Here is an 18,251-nt window from a genome sequence, read left to right on the forward strand (position 1 = left end):
CGGCGGCTCGCCCAGCGCTCGCCCAGCACGGGCCGTGACGGACGAGTCGTCAGCGGCGCTGCGCCGCGCGAGCGGCGCGCACGAGCATCGCCTCGAGCGCGAGCAGCGGCGGCACGTTCGCCTCGATGCGCTCGCGCGCGAGCCGGATCGCGTCGAGCACGTCGATGACGTCGGCCCGCCGCAGGTAGTCGGCGGCCGCCTGCACGGTGGGCCGCATCGCCTCGTTCACGAGCTCGCGGCCGGCGCCGAGCTGCGTCATGAGGATGTCGCGGTAGAGCGAGAGCAGGTCGACGAGGATGCGGTCGACGCCGTCGCGCATGCCGCGCTTCGCGCGCTGCTTCTGCGCGTCCTCGAGCTCCTTGATCTGCCGCTTGAGCTGCGGCGGCACCGTGCCGCCGGGCTCGATGCCCAGCTGGTGCAGCGCTTGCGCCCGCTCGGCCTCGTCGCGCTCGGCCGAGAGCGCATCCGCGTCGGCGGTCGCGATCTCGACGTAGCGGGCGGCGGCGAGCACCGCGGAGGACGCGGTCGACACGCGCATGGCGATGTCGAGGGTCTCGGCCCGGCGGGCGCGCGCCTCGTCGCTCGTCGCGAGCCGGCGCGCCATGCCGATGTGGCTCTGCGCCTCGCGGGCGGCGCGCTCGGCGACCGCCGCATCCACCCCGTCGCGCTCGACGAGCAGCCGGGCGACCTCGGCGGGATCGGGCACCTGCAGCGTGAGCGTGCGCACCCGCGAGCGGATCGTCGGCAGCAGGTCGGCCTCGCTCGGCGCGCACAGGATCCACACCGTCTCGGGCGGCGGCTCCTCGAGCGCCTTGAGCAGCGCGTTCGACGTGCGCTCGGCCATGCGATCGGCGTCCTCGACCACCACGACGCGGTAGCGCGCGGTCGAGGGCGCGAGCGAAGCGCGCTGCACGACGGCGCGCGCCTGCGCGATCGTGATGAGCACGCCCTCGGTCGAGAGCGTCACGAGATCGGGGTGCGTGCGCGCCTCGACGAGCGTCGCGACCTCGGGGTCGATGCCGTCGGGGGGCGAGAGCAGCGCCGTGGCGAACGCGTACGCGAGGTTCGAGCGCCCGGAGCCCGGCGGTCCCGTGAGCAGCCACGCGTGCGTCATCGCGCCCCCGGCGTCCGCGCCGGCGTCGGCGCTCGCCGCGCGCTGCAGCTGCGCGACGGCGTCAGCCTGGCCGACGATCCCGCTCCAGCCGCCCGTCATGCGCTCCTCCACCGTCCGCATCCGCCCGTCAGCACTCGGCGCTCAGCGCCGCGCGTCGAGCATCGCACGCACGTGCGACACCACGCTCGCGTGCACCGCGTCGGGGTCGGCGGATGCGTCGACGATGGCGAAGCGGTCGCGCTCAGCGGCCGCGAGGTCGAGGTATGCGGCGCGCACGCGCTCGGCGAAGTCGAGCCCGGTCTCCTCGAGGCGGTCGTACGGCGCGTCGGCCCGCTCGGCCATCCGCGCGCGACCGGCGGCCGGATCGAGGTCGAGCAGGATCGTCAGGTGCGGCAGCAGCCCGTCGACCGCCCAGAGCGAGAGGTCGCGCACCTGCTGCGGGTCGAGCTCGCGGCCGGCGCCCTGGTAGGCGACGGACGAGTCGAGGTAGCGGTCCTGCAGCACGACCTCGCCCCGCTCGAGCGCCGGGCGCACGAGGGTCGCGACGTGGTGGGCGCGGTCGGCGGCGTAGAGCAGCGCCTCGGCGCGCGGCGCGATGTGGCCCTCGGTGTGCTGCACGAGCCGGCGGATCTCGACGCCGAGCGGCGTGCCGCCGGGCTCGCGCGTGCGCACGACGGTGCGCCCCTCGCGCTCGAGCCACCCCTGCAGCAGCGCCGCCTGCGTGGTCTTGCCCGAGCCGTCGCCGCCCTCGAGGGTGATGAAGGCGCCGGGAGTCCCCGCGTCGCTCATGCCTCGGCGGGCGGCGTCTTCTTGGCCGCGGGCTTCCGCGCCGGCGCCTTCTTCGCGGCGGGCTTCTTCGCCGCGGGCTTCTTGGCGGCGGGCTTGCGCGCGGGCTTCTTCGCCGGCCCCTTCTCGCGCTTGATCTGCAGCAGCTCGATCGCGCGCTCGAACGTGATCGCCTCGACGTCCTCGCCGCGCGGGATCGTCGCGTTCGTCTCGCCGTCGGTCACGTAGGGGCCGAAGCGGCCGTCGCGCACCTTGACGGGCTTGCCCGAGACGGGGTCGGCGTCGAACTCCTTGAGCGCCGTCGCGGCCTTCCGGGCGCCGTACTTCGGCTGCGCGAACTTCTCGAGCGCCTGCTCGAGCGTGATGGCGAAGATCTGCTCCTCGTCGTCGAGCGACCGCGTGTCGGTGCCCTTCGACAGGAACGGCCCGTAGCGGCCGGGCCGGGCGGTGATCTCCTCGCCCGACTCGGGGTCGACGCCCACGACGCGCGGCAGGCTCAGCAGCTTGAGCGCCGTCTCGAGGTCGACCGACTCGGGCTCCATCGACTTGAAGAGGGACGCGCGGCGCGGCTTGGGCGCGGTCTTGCCCTTCTTCGGCGCGACCGGCTTGCCCTCGTCGTCGAGCTCGACCGGGAGGGCCTCCTCGATGTACGGGCCGAAGCGGCCGTTCTTCACGACGACGTCGAGCCCCGTCTCGGGGTGGGGTCCGAGCACGCGATCCTGCACGGGCTCGGCGGCGAAGAGCTCCTGCGCCTTCTCGGGCGTGAGCTGGTCGGGCGTGAGGTCCTCGGGGATGTTGGCGCGCTTGACCTCGCCGTCGGCGCCCTCGCCCTCGAGGTACGGCCCGTACTGGCCGACCCGCAGCGTGACGCCGTCGGCGACGGGGATCGAGTTCACCGCGCGCGCGTCGATGTCGCCGAGGTTCTCGACGGTCGATTTCAGTCCCGGCCGGTCGTCGGCGCCGAAGTAGAAGCGCTGCAGCCACTCCTTGCGGTCGAGCTCGCCGTCGGCGATGCGGTCGAGGTCGGCGAGCATCTCGGCGGTGAAGTCGTAGTCGACGTAGTCGCCCAGGTTGTCCTCGAGCAGCTTGATGGTCGAGAACGCGATCCAGTTCGGCACGAGCGCGCCGCCGCGCTGCGTGACGAAGCCGCGCCGCACGATCGTGTCGATGATCGACGCGTACGTCGAGGGGCGGCCGATCTCGAGCTCCTCGAGCGCCTTCACGAGGCTCGCCTCGGTGTAGCGCGGCGGGGGCGTCGTGACGTGCTCCTTGCGCTCGAGCTCGGCGAGGCCGACCGCGCCGCCCTCCTTGACGTCCGGCAGCCTCGACTCGTCGGCCGACGCATCCGCCGCCTGCTCGTCGGCGTAGCGCGACTGGTCCTTCGACTCCTCGTACGCCTGCAGGAAGCCGGGCTCGGTGATGACGGTCCCGGATGCGGTGAACTCGGCCACGCCGCGCGACGTCTTCTCGCTCGCGATGGTGATGGTCGCGGTCTGCCCGGTCGCGTCGATCATCTGGCTCGCGACGGTGCGCTTCCAGATGAGCTCGTACACGCGCTGCTCGTTGGGCGTGAGGGCGCTGCGCACCTCGGCCGGCGTGCGGAAGTTCTCGCCCGACGGGCGGATCGCCTCGTGCGCCTCCTGCGCCGACTTCGACTTGCCCGCGTAGTGGCGCGCGGCCTGCGGGATGGAGTCCTTGCCGTAGAGGGCGGTCGCCTGCGCGCGGGCGGCAGCGATGGCCTGCTTCGACAGCGAGGGCGAGTCGGTGCGCATGTAGGTGATGTAGCCCTGCTCGTAGAGCGACTGCGCGACCGACATCGTCTGCTTCGCCGAGAGCTTGAGCTTGCGGCCCGCCTCCTGCTGCAGCGTCGAGGTCGTGAACGGCGCGGAGGGGCGGCGGCGGTAGGGCTTCGACTCGACGCCCGAGACGCGGAAGGCGCTCTGCTCGAGCTCGGTCGCGAGCGACTCCGCGGCGGCCGCGTCGAGGATCGTGCGCACGCCCTTGATCTGACCGCGGTCGTCGAAGTCGCTGCCGGTCGCGACGCGCGCGCCGTCGAGCCGCACCATGCGCGCGCCGAAGCGCGAGCCCTCGGCCTCGAACTGCGCCGTGAGGCTCCAGTAGTCGGCGGGGATGAACGCCATGCGCTCGCGCTCGCGGTCGACGATGAGGCGCGCGGTCGGCGACTGCACGCGGCCGGCGCTCAGGCCCTGCCGCACCTTGCGCCACAGCACCGGGCTGACCTCGTAGCCGTAGAGGCGGTCGAGGATGCGGCGGGTCTCCTGCGCGTCGACGAGCGGCATGTTGAGCTCGCGCATCTGGTCCTTGGCCTGCTGGATGGCGTCCTCGGTGATCTCGTGGAACACCATCCGCTTCACCGGCACCTTGGGCTTGAGCACCTCGAGGAGGTGCCACGCGATGGCCTCGCCCTCGCGGTCCTCATCGGTTGCGAGGATGAGCTCGTCGGCGTCCTTGAGCGCGCGCTTGAGCTCGGCGACGGTCTTCTTCTTCTCGTCGCTCACGACGTAGTACGGGGCGAAGCCGTTGTCGACGTCGACGGCGAACTTGCCGTAGGCGCCCTTCTTGAGGTCGGCCGGCAGGTCGCGCGGGCTCACCAGGTCGCGGATGTGCCCGACCGACGCCAGCACCTGGTACTCATCGCCCAGGTACCGCTCGATCGTCTTGCCCTTCGCCGGGGACTCCACGATGACGAGCTTCTTGCCCATGCTCACGCTCACTGCTTCTCATGCTGGTTGCTGATCGGGCCGTCTGCGGCACACCGATCACGGGGCCCGACCGGGCCACGAGTCGACACAATACACATAGAGCCATTGCGGTCAGCCTGCGCGGCGGCGGCTCGGTTCACGGCGGCGGGCCCGCCCTGACGGTGACGGATGCGGCGAGCGGCCCGACCGGGACGGTGGCCGTCACGCGCGCGTCGAGCCCGTCGATCCGGCACGCCGCGAGCGCCGCGCCGCTCGCCGTCGCCACCGCTTGCGCGAGCCCGCACGGGCTCCCGTCGGCGTACCCGGAGACCGCGTCGGCGGCGGCCAGGGCGGCTGCATCGGCGGCGGCCGCCGCCCGTGCCTGCGCGATCGCGGCGGTGCCGGCGCCCACGACGAGCAGCGCGAGCAGCAGCGCCCCGGTGGCGACCGCGAGCGCGAGCGCCGCCCCCGCACCCCGCTCGTCCGCCCATCTGCGGGCGCCGACCCGGCAGTGCAGCACCCCACTCCGTCGGTCGGGGAGCCCACTCCGTCGGTCGAGGAGGCCGCGGCCCGCAGGGCCGCTGCCGTCACGAGACCCCGCCTCGATCACCGCCCGCCTCCGTGCGCGCAGCTGCGAGCGACGAGCGTCAGGGCGCCGTGCAGCACGTCTCTCGACACCACCGCGCACACGAGCTCCCCCTGCACCTCGATGCGCAGCGCCGCGCCGTCGACGTAGGCCGCCGGATCGTCGCCGCGCCCCGCCGCCCGTGCCGCGGCTCCGGCGGTCTGCTCGAGCGCCACCTGCGTCGCCGCCGCGGCGACGGCGCCGATGGCGATGCCGATCGCGAGCACGGCGGCAGGCAGCGCCGCGGCGAGCTCGGCGGTCACCGCCCCGAGCTCGCCACGACGGTCGCAGCTGCGACGGCGCATCGGCGCCTACTGCACCGACAGCGCGCGCTGCACCATGTCGGTGAGGATCCCGCGCACCTCGTCGGAGCGCAGGATCACCACCAGCAGCCCGGCGAAGCCCACCGCCGCCATCGTCGCGATGACGTACTCGGCGGTCGCCGCGCCGTCCTCCTCGTGCACCAGCCTCTCGAGCATCCGCATGCTCGCCTCCTCTCGTTGGGAGGCCCAGCGTGCGGGAGCGAGGCCGTCGCGCGCGCGACGGCGGACGCTGCCTGTGGATGACGCGGCTCGACGGTCGCGGCGCTCAGCGCTCGGGCGCGGGCTCCGGCCTCGCCGGGGACGGCGCGGAGGACGCCGTGCGGGGCTGCTCGGCCGCAGGCGACGGTGAGGGCTCGACGCCGTCGGTCGCGACGATCGCGTGCGGCGCCCCCGTCGCGGACGCGAACAGCGCCGTGCACCAGTTGACGACCGCGCTGAAGATGTTCCGCATGGCCGCACTGTAGCGCGCGTCGCGGGGGATCCGCCGGGGTCCATCCCTCAACCCAGCGGCGTCAGCGCGCCCTCGAGCATCGAGACGACGAGCGGCACGATCACGAGCAGCGAGAAGGCTGGCAGCACGCACGCGCCGAGCGGCAGCGCGAGCTGCACGGCCGCGCGCTGCGCGCGCGCCTCGCCGTCCAGCCTCGCCCGCATGCGCGCCGCGGTCGCCTCCGCGAGCAGCAGCCCGCGCACTGGCACGCCGGCGCGGCGCGCCAGATCGAGCGCCGCGTCGACCTCGTCCCAGCCACCCGCGACGACGCCCGCATCGGCGAGCGCAGATGCCGCCACGGCGCGCGCGCGATCCGCCGCGCCCCCGCCCGCGAGCGCCACCGCCACGAGGTCGAGCGCGATGCCTGGAGCCGGGTCGCCGCGCGCGGCTCGACGGACGATCGCCCGCGACCACGCCCAGGCCGCCACGAGCAGCGCAGCGCCGGCCAGCACCGACATCGTGCCGAGCCCGCCGCCGAGCGCCGCGCCGAGCACGTCGAGCCCGAGCGCGAGGCCGAAGCCGAGGCCGACGACCGGCAGCACCATGACGAGCCGGGCGGTCGCCTTGGGCCCGGCGAGCGCCGTCTGGAGCGCGCGCCGCTGCGCCGCCTGCTCGCGCAGCAGCCCCGCGAGCCGCTCGAGGGTCGGCGCCATCGGCGCGCCCGTGCGCCGGGCGACGTCGAGCACCGCCGTGACGAGCGCGCCACCGGCGCGCTCGGCGACCGCGCCCGCATCCGTGCCGAGCACCGCCCACGCGCGCTCGAGCGGGAGCCCGCCCGCGACGAGCGCCGCCACCCGGTGGACGGTCGCCGCGGCATCGTCCTCACGCGTCGCGGCCGCCCTCGCCACGTCCGTCCGCGACTCGACCGCGCGCGCGGCGGCGGAGCCGCGCCGCCACGTCACGCTCACGCCGTCCGCACCACGAGCCGGTCGCCCGAGAGCGCGAGCTCGCCGATCGCGGCGACCCGCCGCACCGGCCCGTCCGGTCCCGCGTGCCGTTCGAGGTGCAGCACCGCGTCGATCGCGCTCACCGCCTGCCGTGCGAGCGCCGCCGGGCTGAGTCCCGCGAGCGCGCCGAGCGCCTCGAGGCGCGCGGGCACGTCGTCGAGCGAGTTCGCGTGCAGCGTGCCGGCCCCGCCGTCGTGCCCGGTGTTGAGCGCCGAGAGCAGCTCGCGCACCTCGGCGCCGCGGCACTCCCCGAGCACGAGCCGGTCGGGCCGCATGCGCAGCGCCTCGCGCACGAGCTGCTCGAGGCCGATCGCGCCGGCGCCCTCGGCGTTCGCCTGCCGTGCCTCGAGCGCCACGACGTGGGGGTGGCGGATGCGCAGCTCGGCGACGTCCTCGATCGTCACGATGCGCTCCCCGGGCGCAGCGTCGGACAGCATCGCGCCGAGCAGCGTCGTCTTGCCCGAGCCGCCGGCGCCCGCGACGAGCACGTTCGCCCGCCGCTCGACGAGCGCGCGCACGCGCTCGAGCGGGACCGCGTCGAATGCGCCCGCGTCGTCGAGCTCGTCGAGCGAGAGCGCGGCGACCCGCGGCAGCCGGATGGACAGCTGCGCGCCCGCGACGGCGACCGGCGGCAGCACCGCGTGCACGCGGATGCCGTCGTGCAGCCGCACGTCGACGGCCGGTGTCGCCTCGTCGACGTGGCGTCCGCCCGCGGCGACGAGCGCGACGGCGAGCTCGCGCGCACGCCCGGCGTCCAGCCGGAGCGGTGCGCGCTCCGGGCCCGCGCCCCGGTCGACCCACACCTGCCCGGCTGTGACGAACACATCCGTGACCGCCGCCTCCGCCACGAGCGGCGCGAGCTCGGCGAACTCGCGCAGTGCACCGCCGTCGGCCCGGGTGCGTGCCGGAGCACCGCCGACCGCGGCATGGCCGCGCGTCGCGCCGGCGACGAACGGGATCCCCGTCGATCGCCCCAGCGCCGCGTGCGCCCCTCCTGCCATGGCGGGCACCGTACGGCGCCGCGCTCACGTGCCGCGGCAGCGGCGCAACGGCCTGTGGAGAGCGACGGGGCGAGGCCCCCTCGCAGGCCAGCGCGGCCCAGGCCGGCGAGGCTGGGGATGGCGGCGCCCGCCTGGGGGGAGGGGGCGCCGCCGCAGGAGGGGCGGATGGGGGATCCGCCGTGCACCTGCTCACGTCGGCGTGGCCGACACCGCCCATGGTAGGCGGGAAGCTCTCACCCGGTGAGATGCAACACGACGCAATCTGACAGCCCGCGTGGGTAGGCTCGACGCGACGAGGAAGTCTGGAGGAACCACGTGTCCGATCACATCGATCACCTGCTCACCGAGACGCGCCGCTTCGCCCCGCCGCAGGAGCTGCGCGGCGCATCGGCCACCAGCGACGAGCTCTACGACCGGGCCAAGCAGGATCGCCTCGGCTTCTGGGCCGAGCAGGCGCGCGAGCTGCAGTGGGAGACGCCCTTCACCGAGGTGCTCGACTGGCAGCCGCCGCACGCGAAGTGGTTCCACGACGGCACCCTCAACGTGGCGGTCAACTGCCTCGACCGGCACGTCGACGCCGGCAACGGCGATCGCGTCGCCTTCCACTGGGAGGGCGAGCCCGGCGACCGCCGCACCCTCACGTACGCCGACATGACCGCCGAGGTCAAGCGCCTCGCGAACGTGCTCGAGGGCCTCGGGGTCAGGGCCGGCGACCGCGTCGCGATCTACCTGCCGATGCTGCCCGAGGCGATCGCCGCGATGCTCGCGTGCGCCCGCATCGGCGCGGTGCACACCGCGGTCTTCGGCGGCTTCAGCCCCTCCAACCTGCGCGGCCGCATCGACGACGCCGGCGCGACCCTCGTCATCACGACCGACGGCGCGTGGCGCAAGGGCAAGGTCTTCCCGCTCAAGCCCACGGTCGACGAGGCGCTCCGCGAGCCGGGCCACGGCGTGCGCAACGTGCTCGTCGTCAAGCGCGGCGAGAACGAGATCGACTGGGACGACTCCCGCGACACCTGGTACCACGAGGCGATGGCGGCGGCTCCCGCCGAGCACGTCGCGCAGGCCTTCCCCGCCGAGCACCCGCTGTTCATCCTCTATACGTCGGGCACCACGGGCCGCCCGAAGGGCATCCTGCACACGAGCGCCGGCTACCTCACCCAGACGTCGTTCACGCACCGTCACGTCTTCGACCTCAAGCCCGAGTCCGATGTCTACTGGTGCACGGCCGACATCGGCTGGGTGACCGGCCACAGCTACATCGTCTACGGGCCGATGGCCAACGGCACCACGCAGGTGATGCACGAGGGCACGTTCGACACCCCGACCCCCGAGCGGCCCTGGCAGATCATCGAGCGCTACGGCGTGACGACCTTCTACACGGCCCCGACGGCCATCCGCACCTTCATGAAGCTCGGCCGCCAGCACACGCAGTCGAGCGACCTCTCGAGCCTGCGGGTGCTCGGCACGGTGGGTGAGCCGATCAACCCCGAGGCGTGGGTCTGGTACCGAGAGGTCATCGGCGGCGGCACGACGCCCGTGGTCGACACGTGGTGGCAGACCGAGACCGGCGCGATCATGATCTCCGCGCTCGCCGCCGTCACGACGCTCAAGCCGGGCAGCGCGCAGGTGCCGATCCCGGGGATCGAGGTCGACGTGCTCGACGACTCCGGGCAGCCGGTCGCCGACGGCGACGGCGGGCTGCTCGTCGCGACCGAGCCGTGGCCGTCGATGCTGCGCGGCATCTGGGGCGACGAGGAGCGCTACCGCGAGACCTATTGGGAGAAGTTCGGCGACAAGTACTTCGCCGGCGACGGCGCCCGCAAGGACGAGGACGGCGAGATCTGGCTGCTCGGCCGCGTCGACGACGTCATGAACGTCTCGGGCCACCGGCTCTCGACGGCCGAGATCGAGTCGTCCCTCGTCGCGCACGACGGGGTCGCCGAGGCGGCGGTGGTGGGGGCGACGGATGCGACCACGGGCCAGGCGGTCGTCGCGTTCGTGATCCTGAAGCAGTCGGCGTCGCGCGACCACACGATCGAGGAGGCCGAGCAGATCCTGCGCGAGCACGTCGCGAAGGACATCGGCGCCATCGCCCGGCCGCGACAGGTGTTCATCGTGCCGGATCTGCCGAAGACCCGCTCGGGGAAGATCATGCGGCGACTGCTGCGCGACCTCGCTGAGGGCCGTGCGCTCGGCGACACGACGACGCTCGCCGACCAGGGCGTGGTCGACGCGATCCAGCAGCAGTTCCGCGGGGCGTAGCCTCCGCCCGCCGAGGAGCGCGCGCCCCCTCCGCCGGTCGAGGAGCGCCCGGGCGCAGCCAGGACGCGTCTCGAGACCGATCCGTCGCTGTGAGCAGCGGACAGCTCGTGACGCGTGCGCCTGCGGCGCGCGCTCCTCGACCGGCGAAGCTCGCTACGCGTACGCGACGACGAGCTCGACCTCGACCGGTGCGCCGAGCGGCAGCTCGGCCACGCCGACGGCGCTGCGCGCGTGCCGGCCGGCGTCGCCGAAGACCTCGCCGAGCAGGTCGCTCGCGCCGTTGACGACGCCCGGCTGGCCGGTGAAGCCCTCGGCCGAGGCGACGAATCCGACGACCTTGACGATGCGGGTGATGCGGTCGAGCGAGCCGATCTCGGCGTCGAGCGCCGCGAGCGCGTTGAGCGCGCACCGGCGCGCGTCGGCGTAGGCGTCCTCGGGCGACACCTCGGCGCCCACCTTGCCGGTGCGCGGCATCGCGCCGTCGACCATCGGCAGCTGCCCGGAGGTGAAGGCGAGACCGTCGTGCGAGACGGCCGGCACGTAGGAGGCGACCGGCGGCACGACCGCCGGCAGGGTCAGCCCGAGCTCGGCGAGGCGGTCCGCGACGCTCACTCGGCCGAGCCCTCGACGGGGCGCTTGAGGAACGCGACGAGCCCGCCCTCGGGACCGTTCGCGACGTGCACCAGCTCCCAGCCGTCACCGCCCCATGTGTTGAGGATGGCGGTCTCGCGGTGGATGAGCAGCGGCGTCGTCGCGTACTCCCAGGTGGTCTTCGGCATCAGTCTGTCGTCCCTGCCCTCATAGGTTGTTCCCGTACCCTCGTATGCTATGGCCGCCACACGTCACAAGCCAGGGAGCCTGCTCGGCTCGCTCGCCGGGCTCCTCGGGCTCAGCGTGATCGCCGGAGTGCTCGTCTCCGCCACGCTCACGCCCGCCCTCGCCGTCGCCAGCAGCACCGCGAACAGCGGCCTCGACCTCTTCGAGAGCCTGCCGTCGTACGCGCAGATCGACCAGCAGTCGGAGCGCAACCGCATCTACGGCCTCCGCGACGGCAAGCCCGTCGAGATCGCGCAGTTCTACGCGCAGGACCGCCAGGTGCTGGAGTGGTCCGACGTGCCTCGCACGGCGGTGGATGCGCTGGTCGCGGGCGAGGACCGCCGCTTCTACCAGCACGGCGGCGTCGACGCCCCGTCGGTCGTGCGCGCGGCGATGTCGCAGCTCGGCGTGGGCGGCGACTCGGGCGCCTCGACGCTGACGATGCAGCTCGTGCGGCAGCAGATCGCGATCGACGCGTGCCTGTCGGACGACGAGGCCGCGGCCGAGACGTGCGCGGCGCAGTACTCCGAGTCGTACCAGCGCAAGCTCGCCGAGATGCGCCTCGCGATCGGCCTCGAGCAGCGCTACACGAAGAACGAGGTCGTCCTCGCCTACCTGAACATCGCCAACTTCGGCGGCAACGTCTACGGCATCGAGTCGGGCGCGCAGCGCATCTTCAACAAGCCCGCCTCCGAGCTCTCGATCGCCGAGTCGGCGGCGCTCATCGCCACCGTGCAGAACCCCTCGACGCGCAACCTCTTCAAGCCCGACAACTGGGAGCGCAACCAGGAGCGCCGCGATGTGATCATCCGCGCGATGGCGAACGAGGGCTTCATCACGGCCGAGGAACGGGATGCGGCGCTCGCCATCCCGGTCGACGAGGAGTTCGTCGACATCCAGCCCGCGCGCAACGGCTGCATCGCCGGGTACGAGTCCACCCGCTTCTTCTGCGACTACGTGCAGCGCGTGCTGCAGAACGACACGATCGACGGCACCGAGGACGGCGCCTACATCCTCGGGGCATCGCAGGCCGACAACCGGGCGGCGCTGTTCGAGGGCGGCCTGCGCATCTACACGTCGATCGACCTCGACCTCAACGACGCGGTGCAGGCATCCGTCGACGAGCTCGTGCCCAACACCGAGACCCGATGGCAGTCGGGCGCGGCGGTGACGCAGCTCGAGGTCGGCACCGGCCGCATCCTCGCGATGGTGCAGAACAAGGACTACTCCCCCACCGAGAACGCCCCGCCGACGGCGACGAGCATCAACTTCAACGCCGACTACGCGCACGGCCGCTCCGGCGGGTTCCAGCCGGGCTCGGGCTTCAAGATCTTCACGCTCGCGCAGTGGATCATCGACGGCCACTCCGTGAACGAGCAGCTCGACGCGAGCGTCGACGACTACCCGCAGGGCACGTTCAAGGCCTCGTGCACGGGCCTCATCTCGGAGCGCTACCAGCTGCAGAACAACGAGGGCAACCAGTACACCCGCATGACGCCGACCGAGATCATGGTGAACTCGGTCAACACCGGCGTCGTGCAGATGGCGAGCCAGCTCGACCTGTGCGACATCCACGACACCGCGGCGCGGATGGGCACGACCCCGGCGAACGGCGGCGACTGGGAGATCTTCGCGCCGGCCGTCATCGGCTCGGGCTCGAACGTGACCCCGATGGGCATGGCCTCGGCCTTCGCGACGATCGCGAATGGCGGCGTGCACTGCGAGCCGATCGCGATCGACCGCATCGTCGCCCGCGACGGCAGCGAGATCGCGCCTCCCGGCCAGCAGTGCCAGCAGGCGATCACGCCGGAGGTGGCGTCGGTCATGCAGCTCGTGCTCGAGACGGTGACCAACCGCAACCCGCTCAACAACCCGCCGGGCGACACGCCCGTGATCTCGAAGACCGGCACGACGAACGGCGTCGTGCAGACGTGGGTCAACGGCGCGAGCCCGACCGTCGCGACGTCGGTGTGGGTCGGCAACATCGTCGGCAACCAGTCGCTCGAGTCGCGGTGGAACGTCCGGTCGACGATCTTCCGGACGGCGATGGCCGAGGCGATCGCCCGCTACCCCGGCGGCCAGTTCCTCACGCCCGACCAGGAGACGCTGCGCGGCAACGCCTCGGAGCTGCCGAACGTCGCGGGCCAGTCGATCGAGCAGGCCACGGCGACGCTCGAGGGTGCGGGCTTCGAGGTGCAGGTCGCCGACGCGATCGACGGCGTGCAGGCCGAGGGCCTCGTCGAGTACACGGCACCCGGTGCGGGCTCGCTCGTGACGACGCAGACGCCGATCATCCTGTACCCCTCCAACGGTGCGCTCAACCCGGACGCGCAGCCGCAGGAGACGGCACCGCCAGAGAGCGCGCAGACCTGGCCCGACGTCCGGGCGAAGTCCCTCGGCGACGCGCGGACGGCGCTGACGGATGCGGGGTTCAACGCGGATCTCGTGCAGGTGACCTGGCAGGACCACGGCGAGGCGAACGTGTGCCGCGTGCTCGCGCAGAACCCGGAGCCGGGCTCCCCCGGCGGACCCGATGACCCGATCTCGGTCGTGGTCGGCACGAACGCCGGCGGAGGCGACCCTGGCTGCTAGCCGGGCGCTCGGCGCGGTCGCCGGCGGCATCCTCGCCGCCGGCGCCGCTGTCGCCGCCTACGCGACCGCGATCGAGCCGCGTGCCTTCCGCATCCGCAACGAGACCCTGCGGGTGCTGCCGTCGGGCGCGCGCCCGATCACCGTGCTGCACCTCGCCGACATCCACCTCGCGCCGTGGCAGTCGGCCAAGCTCGACTGGCTCGAGGGCCTCGCCGCCGTCGAGCCAGACCTCATCGTCAACACCGGCGACAGCCTCGGGCACGCGGCGGCGCTCCCGGTGCTCGCGGATGCGCTGCGCGTCTTCCGTGGGATCCCGGGCTTCTTCGTGCACGGCTCCAACGACGTGTACGGCCCCGAGGCGAAGAATCCGCTGCGCTACTTCGGCGGCCCCTCGACGCTCTCGGGCGAGAGTGAGGTGACCCGGCTCGACACCGCCGGCCTCGAGCGCGCCTTCGAGGAGCTCGGCTGGCTGAGCCTCAACAACACCGCCCGCGCGTTCGAGGTGCGCGGCACCACGGTCGCGGGCTTCGGCGTGCACGACCCCCACCGGCACTGGGATCGGCTCGACGAGACGGAGACGGCGATCTCGCGCATGCGCCGCGAGCTCGGCGACGGCCCGCGCGTCACGCTCGGGGTCGCGCACGCGCCGTACCAGCGCATCCTCAACGCCTTCGTCGACCTCGGGGCGGATGCGATCCTCGCCGGCCACACGCACGGCGGGCAGGTGCGGGTGCCGGGCGGGCACGCGATCGTCACGAACTGCGACATCCCGCGCGAGCAGGCCTCCGGGCTCACCGCGTGGTCGCACGGCGGGCGCACGGTGCCGCTCAACGTCTCGCAGGGCATCGGGGCGTCGATCTTCGCGCCCTTCCGGCTCGGCACGCCCCCCGAGGCGGTCGTCGTGTCGCTCGTGCCCCGCGACATCGGGTAGACTGGTGCGGTTGCTCAGGGCGTCGGCCCGCGGAGCAGCACCGGGGTGTGGCGCAGCTTGGTAGCGCGCGTCGTTCGGGACGACGAGGTCGCAGGTTCAAATCCTGTCACCCCGACAGATGCCGAAAGGGTCCTTGCGCAAGCAAGGGCCCTTTCGTCGTCTGTAGGGGCTGTCCTGGCAGGATTTGGACCGTAGGTTCATACGGGATCTGACGGTTCGAGCGACCGCGGAGCGGTCGCGAGCCGTGCAGATGCCGCTGTCACCCGCGACGTTTCTCCCGGCGAAGCACCGCTTCGCCGGACGCGACCACGTCGGTCTCGTGACGCGAGCCGGCTCCGCCGGCGCGCTCCTCGACCTGCGAGCGGAGCGGCGCGCTCCTCGAGCTGCGAGCGGAGCGGAGCGCCCCTCCAGCTACGAGCCGAGCCGGCCGCCCGACTCCTGCAGGTAGCACGTCGCGCACAGCGACTCGTAAGTGACCGCCTCGCCGTCGATGGCGACCTGGTCGCCGTCGAAGACGAATCCGTCACCGATGCGACGGCCGTTGAACATCGCCTTGCGGCCGCAGCGGCAGATGGTCTTGAGCTCCTCGAGCGAATGCGCGAGCTCGAGCAGCCGCGCCGACCCGGGGAAGGCGTGGGTGAGGAAGTCGGTGCGGATGCCGTAGGCGAGCACGGGCACGCCGCGCTCGACGGCGATCCGCAGCAGCTCGTCGACCTGCCATGGCGCGAAGAACTGGGCCTCGTCGACGAGCAGGCATGCCACGGGCGCCTCGTCCTCGGAGGCGGCTGCCTCGAACGCCTCGATCACCGACTCGTCGGCGCCGACGAGGAAGTCGACGGCGCGCGTCACGCCGAGCCGCGAGACGACGTCGCGCTCGCCCTTGGTGTCGGTCGCGGGCTTCGCGAGCAGCACCCGCTGGCCGCGCTCCTCGTAGTTGAACGCGGCCTGCAGGAGGCCGGTCGACTTGCCCGAGTTCATCGCGCCGTACCGGAAGTAGAGCTTCGCCACGACTAGAGGATGCCATCCTCTTCGGCGCGCACGATGAGCTCGCTGCGCTTGCCGGCCGGGCGGTCGATCGCCGCGTACTTCGCGCGCACCCGGCGCAGGAACGTCTTCGCGGTCTCGTACCCGACGCCCATCTCGGCCGCGACCTGCACGGTCGTGAGGCCCTGCACGTAGTGGGCGAGCGCCCGGCGCTCGCCGGCCGACAGCCGCGGCCGCTGCACGTCTCCTGCGATCCCGGAGCGGAAGCCGTGCCCGCGGGGCCTGGTGGGCGGCGTCTCGACGATGCGGCGCGCGACCGCGTCGGCCGGCTCGGAGAGCGGCAGCACGACGACGCCGAGGTGCTCGAGGGCCTCGCGGAGCTGCTCGTCGACGTCGGCGTGGGCGACGACGACGGCGCCGGCCGCCGCCGCGGTCACGGCGTGCGCGAAGAGCTGCCTGCCGGGCTCTTCGGCGAGCACGACGACGTCCCCGGGGAACGCGGCCTCGACGACGAGGTCGGTGAAGCGACCCGCGATCGCGCCGAGCCGCAGACCGGGCTCGTCGGCGATCGCGTCGCGCAGCAGCGCGCCGCGAGGACCGCTCGCGACGATGCTGACGGAGCGGGGCGCCGCCTGCACGACATCCATCACTGCCATGGGACCGCCCTCCTAGGGCGCGGCGCTCACCGCAAGGCCCGGGAGCGCGGGCTCCGGCACCTCGACCAGCTGCAGCGTGCGCGCCGTGCGGTCGAGCACGTCGCGCGCCGCCTGCGGGTCGTCGTTCAGCTTGGTGCCGTAGCTGGGGATGAGCTGGAGCACCGTCGGCCGCCAGGCCTCCATGCGCTCGGGGAAGCACCGCTCGAGGATGGTGAGCATGATGTGCACGGCGGTGGAGGCGCCGGGTGAGGCGCCCAGGAGGCCGGCGATCGTGCCGTCGGCGCCCGTCACGACTTCGGTGCCGAACTGCAGCACGCCGCCCTTCTCGGGGTCGCGCTTCATGACCTGCACCCTCTGCCCGGCCGTGATGAGGCGCCAGTCCTCATCCTTGGCATCGGGCATGAACTCGCGCAGCGCCTCCATGCGCTGGCTGCGCGAGGCGAACACCTCGCCCGCGAGGTAGCCGACGAGGCCGAGGTTGGCGAGGCCGGCGCGGATCATCGGCCACAGGTTGTGGACCTTGATCGTCTCGAACATGTCGGTGTAGCTGCCGGTCTTGAGGTACTTCGGGCTGAAGCCCGCGTACGGCCCGAACAGCAGGCTCGTCTCGCCGTCGACGACGCGCGTGTCGAGGTGCGGGACCGACATCGGCGGTGCGCCGACGGCCGCCTTGCCGTACACCTTGGCGGAGTGCCGGGCGACGACGTCGGGGTTGTCGGTGCGGAGGAACGCGCCGGTGATCGGGAAGCCGGCGAAGCCCTTGGCCTCGGGGATGCCCGACTTCTGCAGGAGCTTGAGCGCCCCGCCGCCGGCACCGACGAAGACGAAGCGGGCGTGCACGTCGACCATCGACTGCCCCACCTCGCGGCGCACGCGCAGGTGCCAGCCGTCGTCGGTGCGCTTGAGGCCGCGCACCGTCGCGTCGGTGTGGACCCGGGCGCCGTCGGCGACGAGCCCGTCGAGCAGCATCCGCGTGAGGGCGCCGAAGTCGACGTCGGTGCCGTCGGTCGAGCGCGTCGCGGCGATGGGCTGCGACTTCTTCCGTCCGGGGATGAGCGTGGGCGCCCAGCCGCGGATCACCTCGGCGTCCTCGGAGTACTCCATGCCGGCGAAGAGCGGCTCGTCCTTGAGCAGCTCCCAGCGGCGCCGCAGGTAGTCGACGTTCGCCTCGCCCCACACGAAGGTCATGTGCGGCGTCGGCGAGATGAAGCCCTTGGGGTCGGGCAGCGTGCCGTCCTCGACGAACGACGCCCAGAGCTGGCGCGAGAGCTGGAACTGCTCGTTGATCGAGACGGCCTTCTCGGTGCTCATCGAGCCGTCGGCGCCCTCGGGCATGTAGTTGAGCTCGCAGAGGGCCGCGTGGCCCGTGCCCGCGTTGTTCCAGGGGTTCGACGACTCCTGCCCCACTTCGGGGAGCCGTTCGAAGACCTCGATCGTCCACGAAGGCTCGAGCCGGTGCAGGAGGGCACCGAGCGTCGCGCTCATGATTCCCCCGCCGATCAGGGCGACATCGATCGTCTTCGTGGTCACGTGTCTGATTCTAGGACAACGGCCGGGTCTCGGCGGTCGGGGGACATGGAGGATCGCAGGCCTAGCATTGCCGCACCGACAGCGACCGTCGGCATCGAGAGGAGTGCGGCGATGGGATTCCTGGACGAAGCGAAGGACAAGCTGGAGCATGCCGCCGGCTGGGTCAAGGGGCGGGCGGAGGGCCTGGGCGATCAGGCGCACGACGCGGGCCACGCGCTCGGTGAGAAGGCCGCGGACGCGCGCCACTGGGTCGAGACCAAGGTCGGCGGCGAGACGCGGTCGGAGCCGCGCGCCGCCGGCGGCGGCGAGTTCGAGAACGAGTGGGTGGATGCGGCGACCGACGAGGCTGCGGACGCCCCGCAGGCGCAGGCCGGCGACGGCGCCCCGGCGGAGCCGCAGGCGCGGGCGGGCGACGGCGGCACCGCCCACCCGCAGGCGGGCGACCACCCGACTGCGCCGCCGGCAGCCTGACCGGCGCGCACAGCAGAG

The 18,251-nt window shown here is 73.1% G+C and carries 18 protein-coding genes and 1 tRNA gene; 5 read left to right on the top strand and 14 right to left on the bottom strand.

Annotation, left to right across the window (positions count from 1 at the left end; translation table 11 throughout):
• Window positions 1-49 precede the first annotated feature (49 nt).
• The 9 genes from BLT67_RS04755 to BLT67_RS04795 form a co-directional block, all read right to left on the bottom strand.
• Complete coding sequence (locus BLT67_RS04755; RefSeq protein ID WP_407922516.1) at window positions 50-1,234, bottom strand: DNA polymerase III subunit delta'; 1,185 nt, start codon at window positions 1,232-1,234, stop codon at window positions 50-52.
• Between the two features lie 21 nt (window positions 1,235-1,255).
• Entirely contained in the window at window positions 1,256-1,903 is a 648-nt protein-coding gene (tmk, locus tag BLT67_RS04760; protein ID WP_092665958.1) for a dTMP kinase, read from the bottom strand.
• Window positions 1,900-4,623, bottom strand: coding sequence for a type I DNA topoisomerase (gene topA, locus BLT67_RS04765; RefSeq protein ID WP_407922520.1), 2,724 nt, complete (start codon window positions 4,621-4,623; stop codon window positions 1,900-1,902). Before topA ends, tmk begins: the two co-directional genes overlap by 4 nt.
• Window positions 4,624-4,759: 136 nt before the next feature.
• A complete protein-coding gene (locus BLT67_RS04770; RefSeq protein WP_231945589.1) occupies window positions 4,760-5,122 on the bottom strand; it encodes an Rv3654c family TadE-like protein in 363 nt (120 codons plus the stop codon).
• Between the two features lie 86 nt (window positions 5,123-5,208).
• Complete coding sequence (locus BLT67_RS04775; RefSeq protein ID WP_092665959.1) at window positions 5,209-5,532, bottom strand: hypothetical protein; 324 nt, start codon at window positions 5,530-5,532, stop codon at window positions 5,209-5,211.
• 6 nt (window positions 5,533-5,538) lie between these two features.
• On the bottom strand, window positions 5,539-5,712 hold the full coding sequence (locus BLT67_RS04780) for a DUF4244 domain-containing protein (protein WP_092665960.1): 174 nt from the start codon (window positions 5,710-5,712) through the stop codon (window positions 5,539-5,541).
• A 103-nt stretch (window positions 5,713-5,815) separates the two neighbouring features.
• A complete protein-coding gene (locus BLT67_RS13360; RefSeq protein ID WP_157674178.1) occupies window positions 5,816-6,001 on the bottom strand; it encodes a hypothetical protein in 186 nt (61 codons plus the stop codon).
• A gap of 47 nt (window positions 6,002-6,048) precedes the next feature.
• Window positions 6,049-6,948 (bottom strand): type II secretion system F family protein, encoded by a 900-nt coding sequence (locus tag BLT67_RS04790; protein ID WP_092665962.1) that lies wholly within the window; start codon window positions 6,946-6,948, stop codon window positions 6,049-6,051.
• Window positions 6,945-7,988, bottom strand: coding sequence for a TadA family conjugal transfer-associated ATPase (locus tag BLT67_RS04795; protein WP_092665963.1), 1,044 nt, complete (start codon window positions 7,986-7,988; stop codon window positions 6,945-6,947). The genes BLT67_RS04790 and BLT67_RS04795 overlap by 4 nt, the downstream gene beginning before the upstream one ends.
• A gap of 315 nt (window positions 7,989-8,303) precedes the next feature.
• Here BLT67_RS04795 and acs point away from each other — a divergent pair, with 315 nt between their 5' ends.
• Window positions 8,304-10,253, top strand: coding sequence for an acetate--CoA ligase (gene acs, locus BLT67_RS04800; protein WP_092665964.1), 1,950 nt, complete (start codon window positions 8,304-8,306; stop codon window positions 10,251-10,253).
• A 153-nt stretch (window positions 10,254-10,406) separates the two neighbouring features.
• Here the strand turns inward: acs and BLT67_RS04805 are convergent, their stop codons facing one another.
• Entirely contained in the window at window positions 10,407-10,865 is a 459-nt protein-coding gene (locus BLT67_RS04805) for a RidA family protein (protein ID WP_092665965.1), read from the bottom strand.
• A complete protein-coding gene (locus tag BLT67_RS13510; RefSeq protein ID WP_172801983.1) occupies window positions 10,862-11,032 on the bottom strand; it encodes a hypothetical protein in 171 nt (56 codons plus the stop codon). The genes BLT67_RS04805 and BLT67_RS13510 overlap by 4 nt, the downstream gene beginning before the upstream one ends.
• A 49-nt stretch (window positions 11,033-11,081) precedes the next feature.
• Here BLT67_RS13510 and BLT67_RS04810 point away from each other — a divergent pair, with 49 nt between their 5' ends.
• From BLT67_RS04810 to BLT67_RS04820, 3 genes are all read left to right on the top strand, one after another.
• Window positions 11,082-13,661, top strand: coding sequence for a transglycosylase domain-containing protein (locus BLT67_RS04810; RefSeq protein WP_092665966.1), 2,580 nt, complete (start codon window positions 11,082-11,084; stop codon window positions 13,659-13,661).
• Window positions 13,603-14,592: a metallophosphoesterase gene (locus BLT67_RS04815; RefSeq protein ID WP_092665967.1), complete on the top strand. Its 990-nt coding sequence runs from the start codon at window positions 13,603-13,605 to the stop codon at window positions 14,590-14,592. Before BLT67_RS04810 ends, BLT67_RS04815 begins: the two co-directional genes overlap by 59 nt.
• A 41-nt stretch (window positions 14,593-14,633) precedes the next feature.
• Window positions 14,634-14,707 (top strand) — tRNA-Pro (locus BLT67_RS04820).
• Window positions 14,708-15,003: 296 nt separating this feature from the next.
• Here the strand turns inward: BLT67_RS04820 and BLT67_RS04825 are convergent.
• The 3 genes from BLT67_RS04825 to BLT67_RS04835 are packed head-to-tail and all read right to left on the bottom strand — an operon-like array spanning window position 15,004 to window position 17,762.
• A complete protein-coding gene (locus BLT67_RS04825) occupies window positions 15,004-15,600 on the bottom strand; it encodes a thymidine kinase (RefSeq protein WP_092665968.1) in 597 nt (198 codons plus the stop codon).
• A 2-nt stretch (window positions 15,601-15,602) separates the two neighbouring features.
• The gene (locus BLT67_RS04830; RefSeq protein WP_157674180.1) at window positions 15,603-16,232 is read right to left on the bottom strand and encodes a helix-turn-helix transcriptional regulator; all 630 of its coding nucleotides are present in this window, start codon (window positions 16,230-16,232) and stop codon (window positions 15,603-15,605) included.
• Between the two features lie 12 nt (window positions 16,233-16,244).
• The gene (locus BLT67_RS04835) at window positions 16,245-17,762 is read right to left on the bottom strand and encodes a malate:quinone oxidoreductase (RefSeq protein ID WP_269456975.1); all 1,518 of its coding nucleotides are present in this window, start codon (window positions 17,760-17,762) and stop codon (window positions 16,245-16,247) included.
• Window positions 17,763-17,873: 111 nt separating this feature from the next.
• Between BLT67_RS04835 and BLT67_RS13365 the strand changes: the two genes are divergently transcribed.
• The gene (locus BLT67_RS13365; protein WP_157674182.1) at window positions 17,874-18,233 is read left to right on the top strand and encodes a hypothetical protein; all 360 of its coding nucleotides are present in this window, start codon (window positions 17,874-17,876) and stop codon (window positions 18,231-18,233) included.
• The last annotated feature ends 18 nt before the right edge of the window (window positions 18,234-18,251 follow it).

Origin of the sequence: Agrococcus carbonis, from assembly GCF_900104705.1 — a bacterium.
Classification (GTDB): domain Bacteria; phylum Actinomycetota; class Actinomycetes; order Actinomycetales; family Microbacteriaceae; genus Agrococcus; species Agrococcus carbonis.

What these genes read in the sequence shown, in the direction of transcription:
- BLT67_RS04755 (WP_407922516.1), bottom strand. Translation starts at nt 1,234, where the DNA reads ATGCGGACGGTGGAGGAGCGCATGACGGGCGGCTGGAGCGGGATCGTC.
- tmk (WP_092665958.1), bottom strand. Translation starts at nt 1,903, where the DNA reads ATGAGCGACGCGGGGACTCCCGGCGCCTTCATCACCCTCGAGGGCGGC.
- topA (WP_407922520.1), bottom strand. Translation starts at nt 4,623, where the DNA reads ATGGGCAAGAAGCTCGTCATCGTGGAGTCCCCGGCGAAGGGCAAGACG.
- BLT67_RS04775 (WP_092665959.1), bottom strand. Translation starts at nt 5,532, where the DNA reads ATGCGCCGTCGCAGCTGCGACCGTCGTGGCGAGCTCGGGGCGGTGACC.
- BLT67_RS04780 (WP_092665960.1), bottom strand. Translation starts at nt 5,712, where the DNA reads ATGCGGATGCTCGAGAGGCTGGTGCACGAGGAGGACGGCGCGGCGACC.
- BLT67_RS13360 (WP_157674178.1), bottom strand. Translation starts at nt 6,001, where the DNA reads ATGCGGAACATCTTCAGCGCGGTCGTCAACTGGTGCACGGCGCTGTTC.
- BLT67_RS04795 (WP_092665963.1), bottom strand. Translation starts at nt 7,988, where the DNA reads ATGGCAGGAGGGGCGCACGCGGCGCTGGGGCGATCGACGGGGATCCCG.
- BLT67_RS13510 (WP_172801983.1), bottom strand. Translation starts at nt 11,032, where the DNA reads ATGCCGAAGACCACCTGGGAGTACGCGACGACGCCGCTGCTCATCCAC.
- BLT67_RS04810 (WP_092665966.1), top strand. Translation starts at nt 11,082, where the DNA reads ATGGCCGCCACACGTCACAAGCCAGGGAGCCTGCTCGGCTCGCTCGCC.
- BLT67_RS04815 (WP_092665967.1), top strand. Translation starts at nt 13,603, where the DNA reads ATGACCCGATCTCGGTCGTGGTCGGCACGAACGCCGGCGGAGGCGACC.
- BLT67_RS04830 (WP_157674180.1), bottom strand. Translation starts at nt 16,232, where the DNA reads ATGGCAGTGATGGATGTCGTGCAGGCGGCGCCCCGCTCCGTCAGCATC.
- BLT67_RS13365 (WP_157674182.1), top strand. Translation starts at nt 17,874, where the DNA reads ATGGGATTCCTGGACGAAGCGAAGGACAAGCTGGAGCATGCCGCCGGC.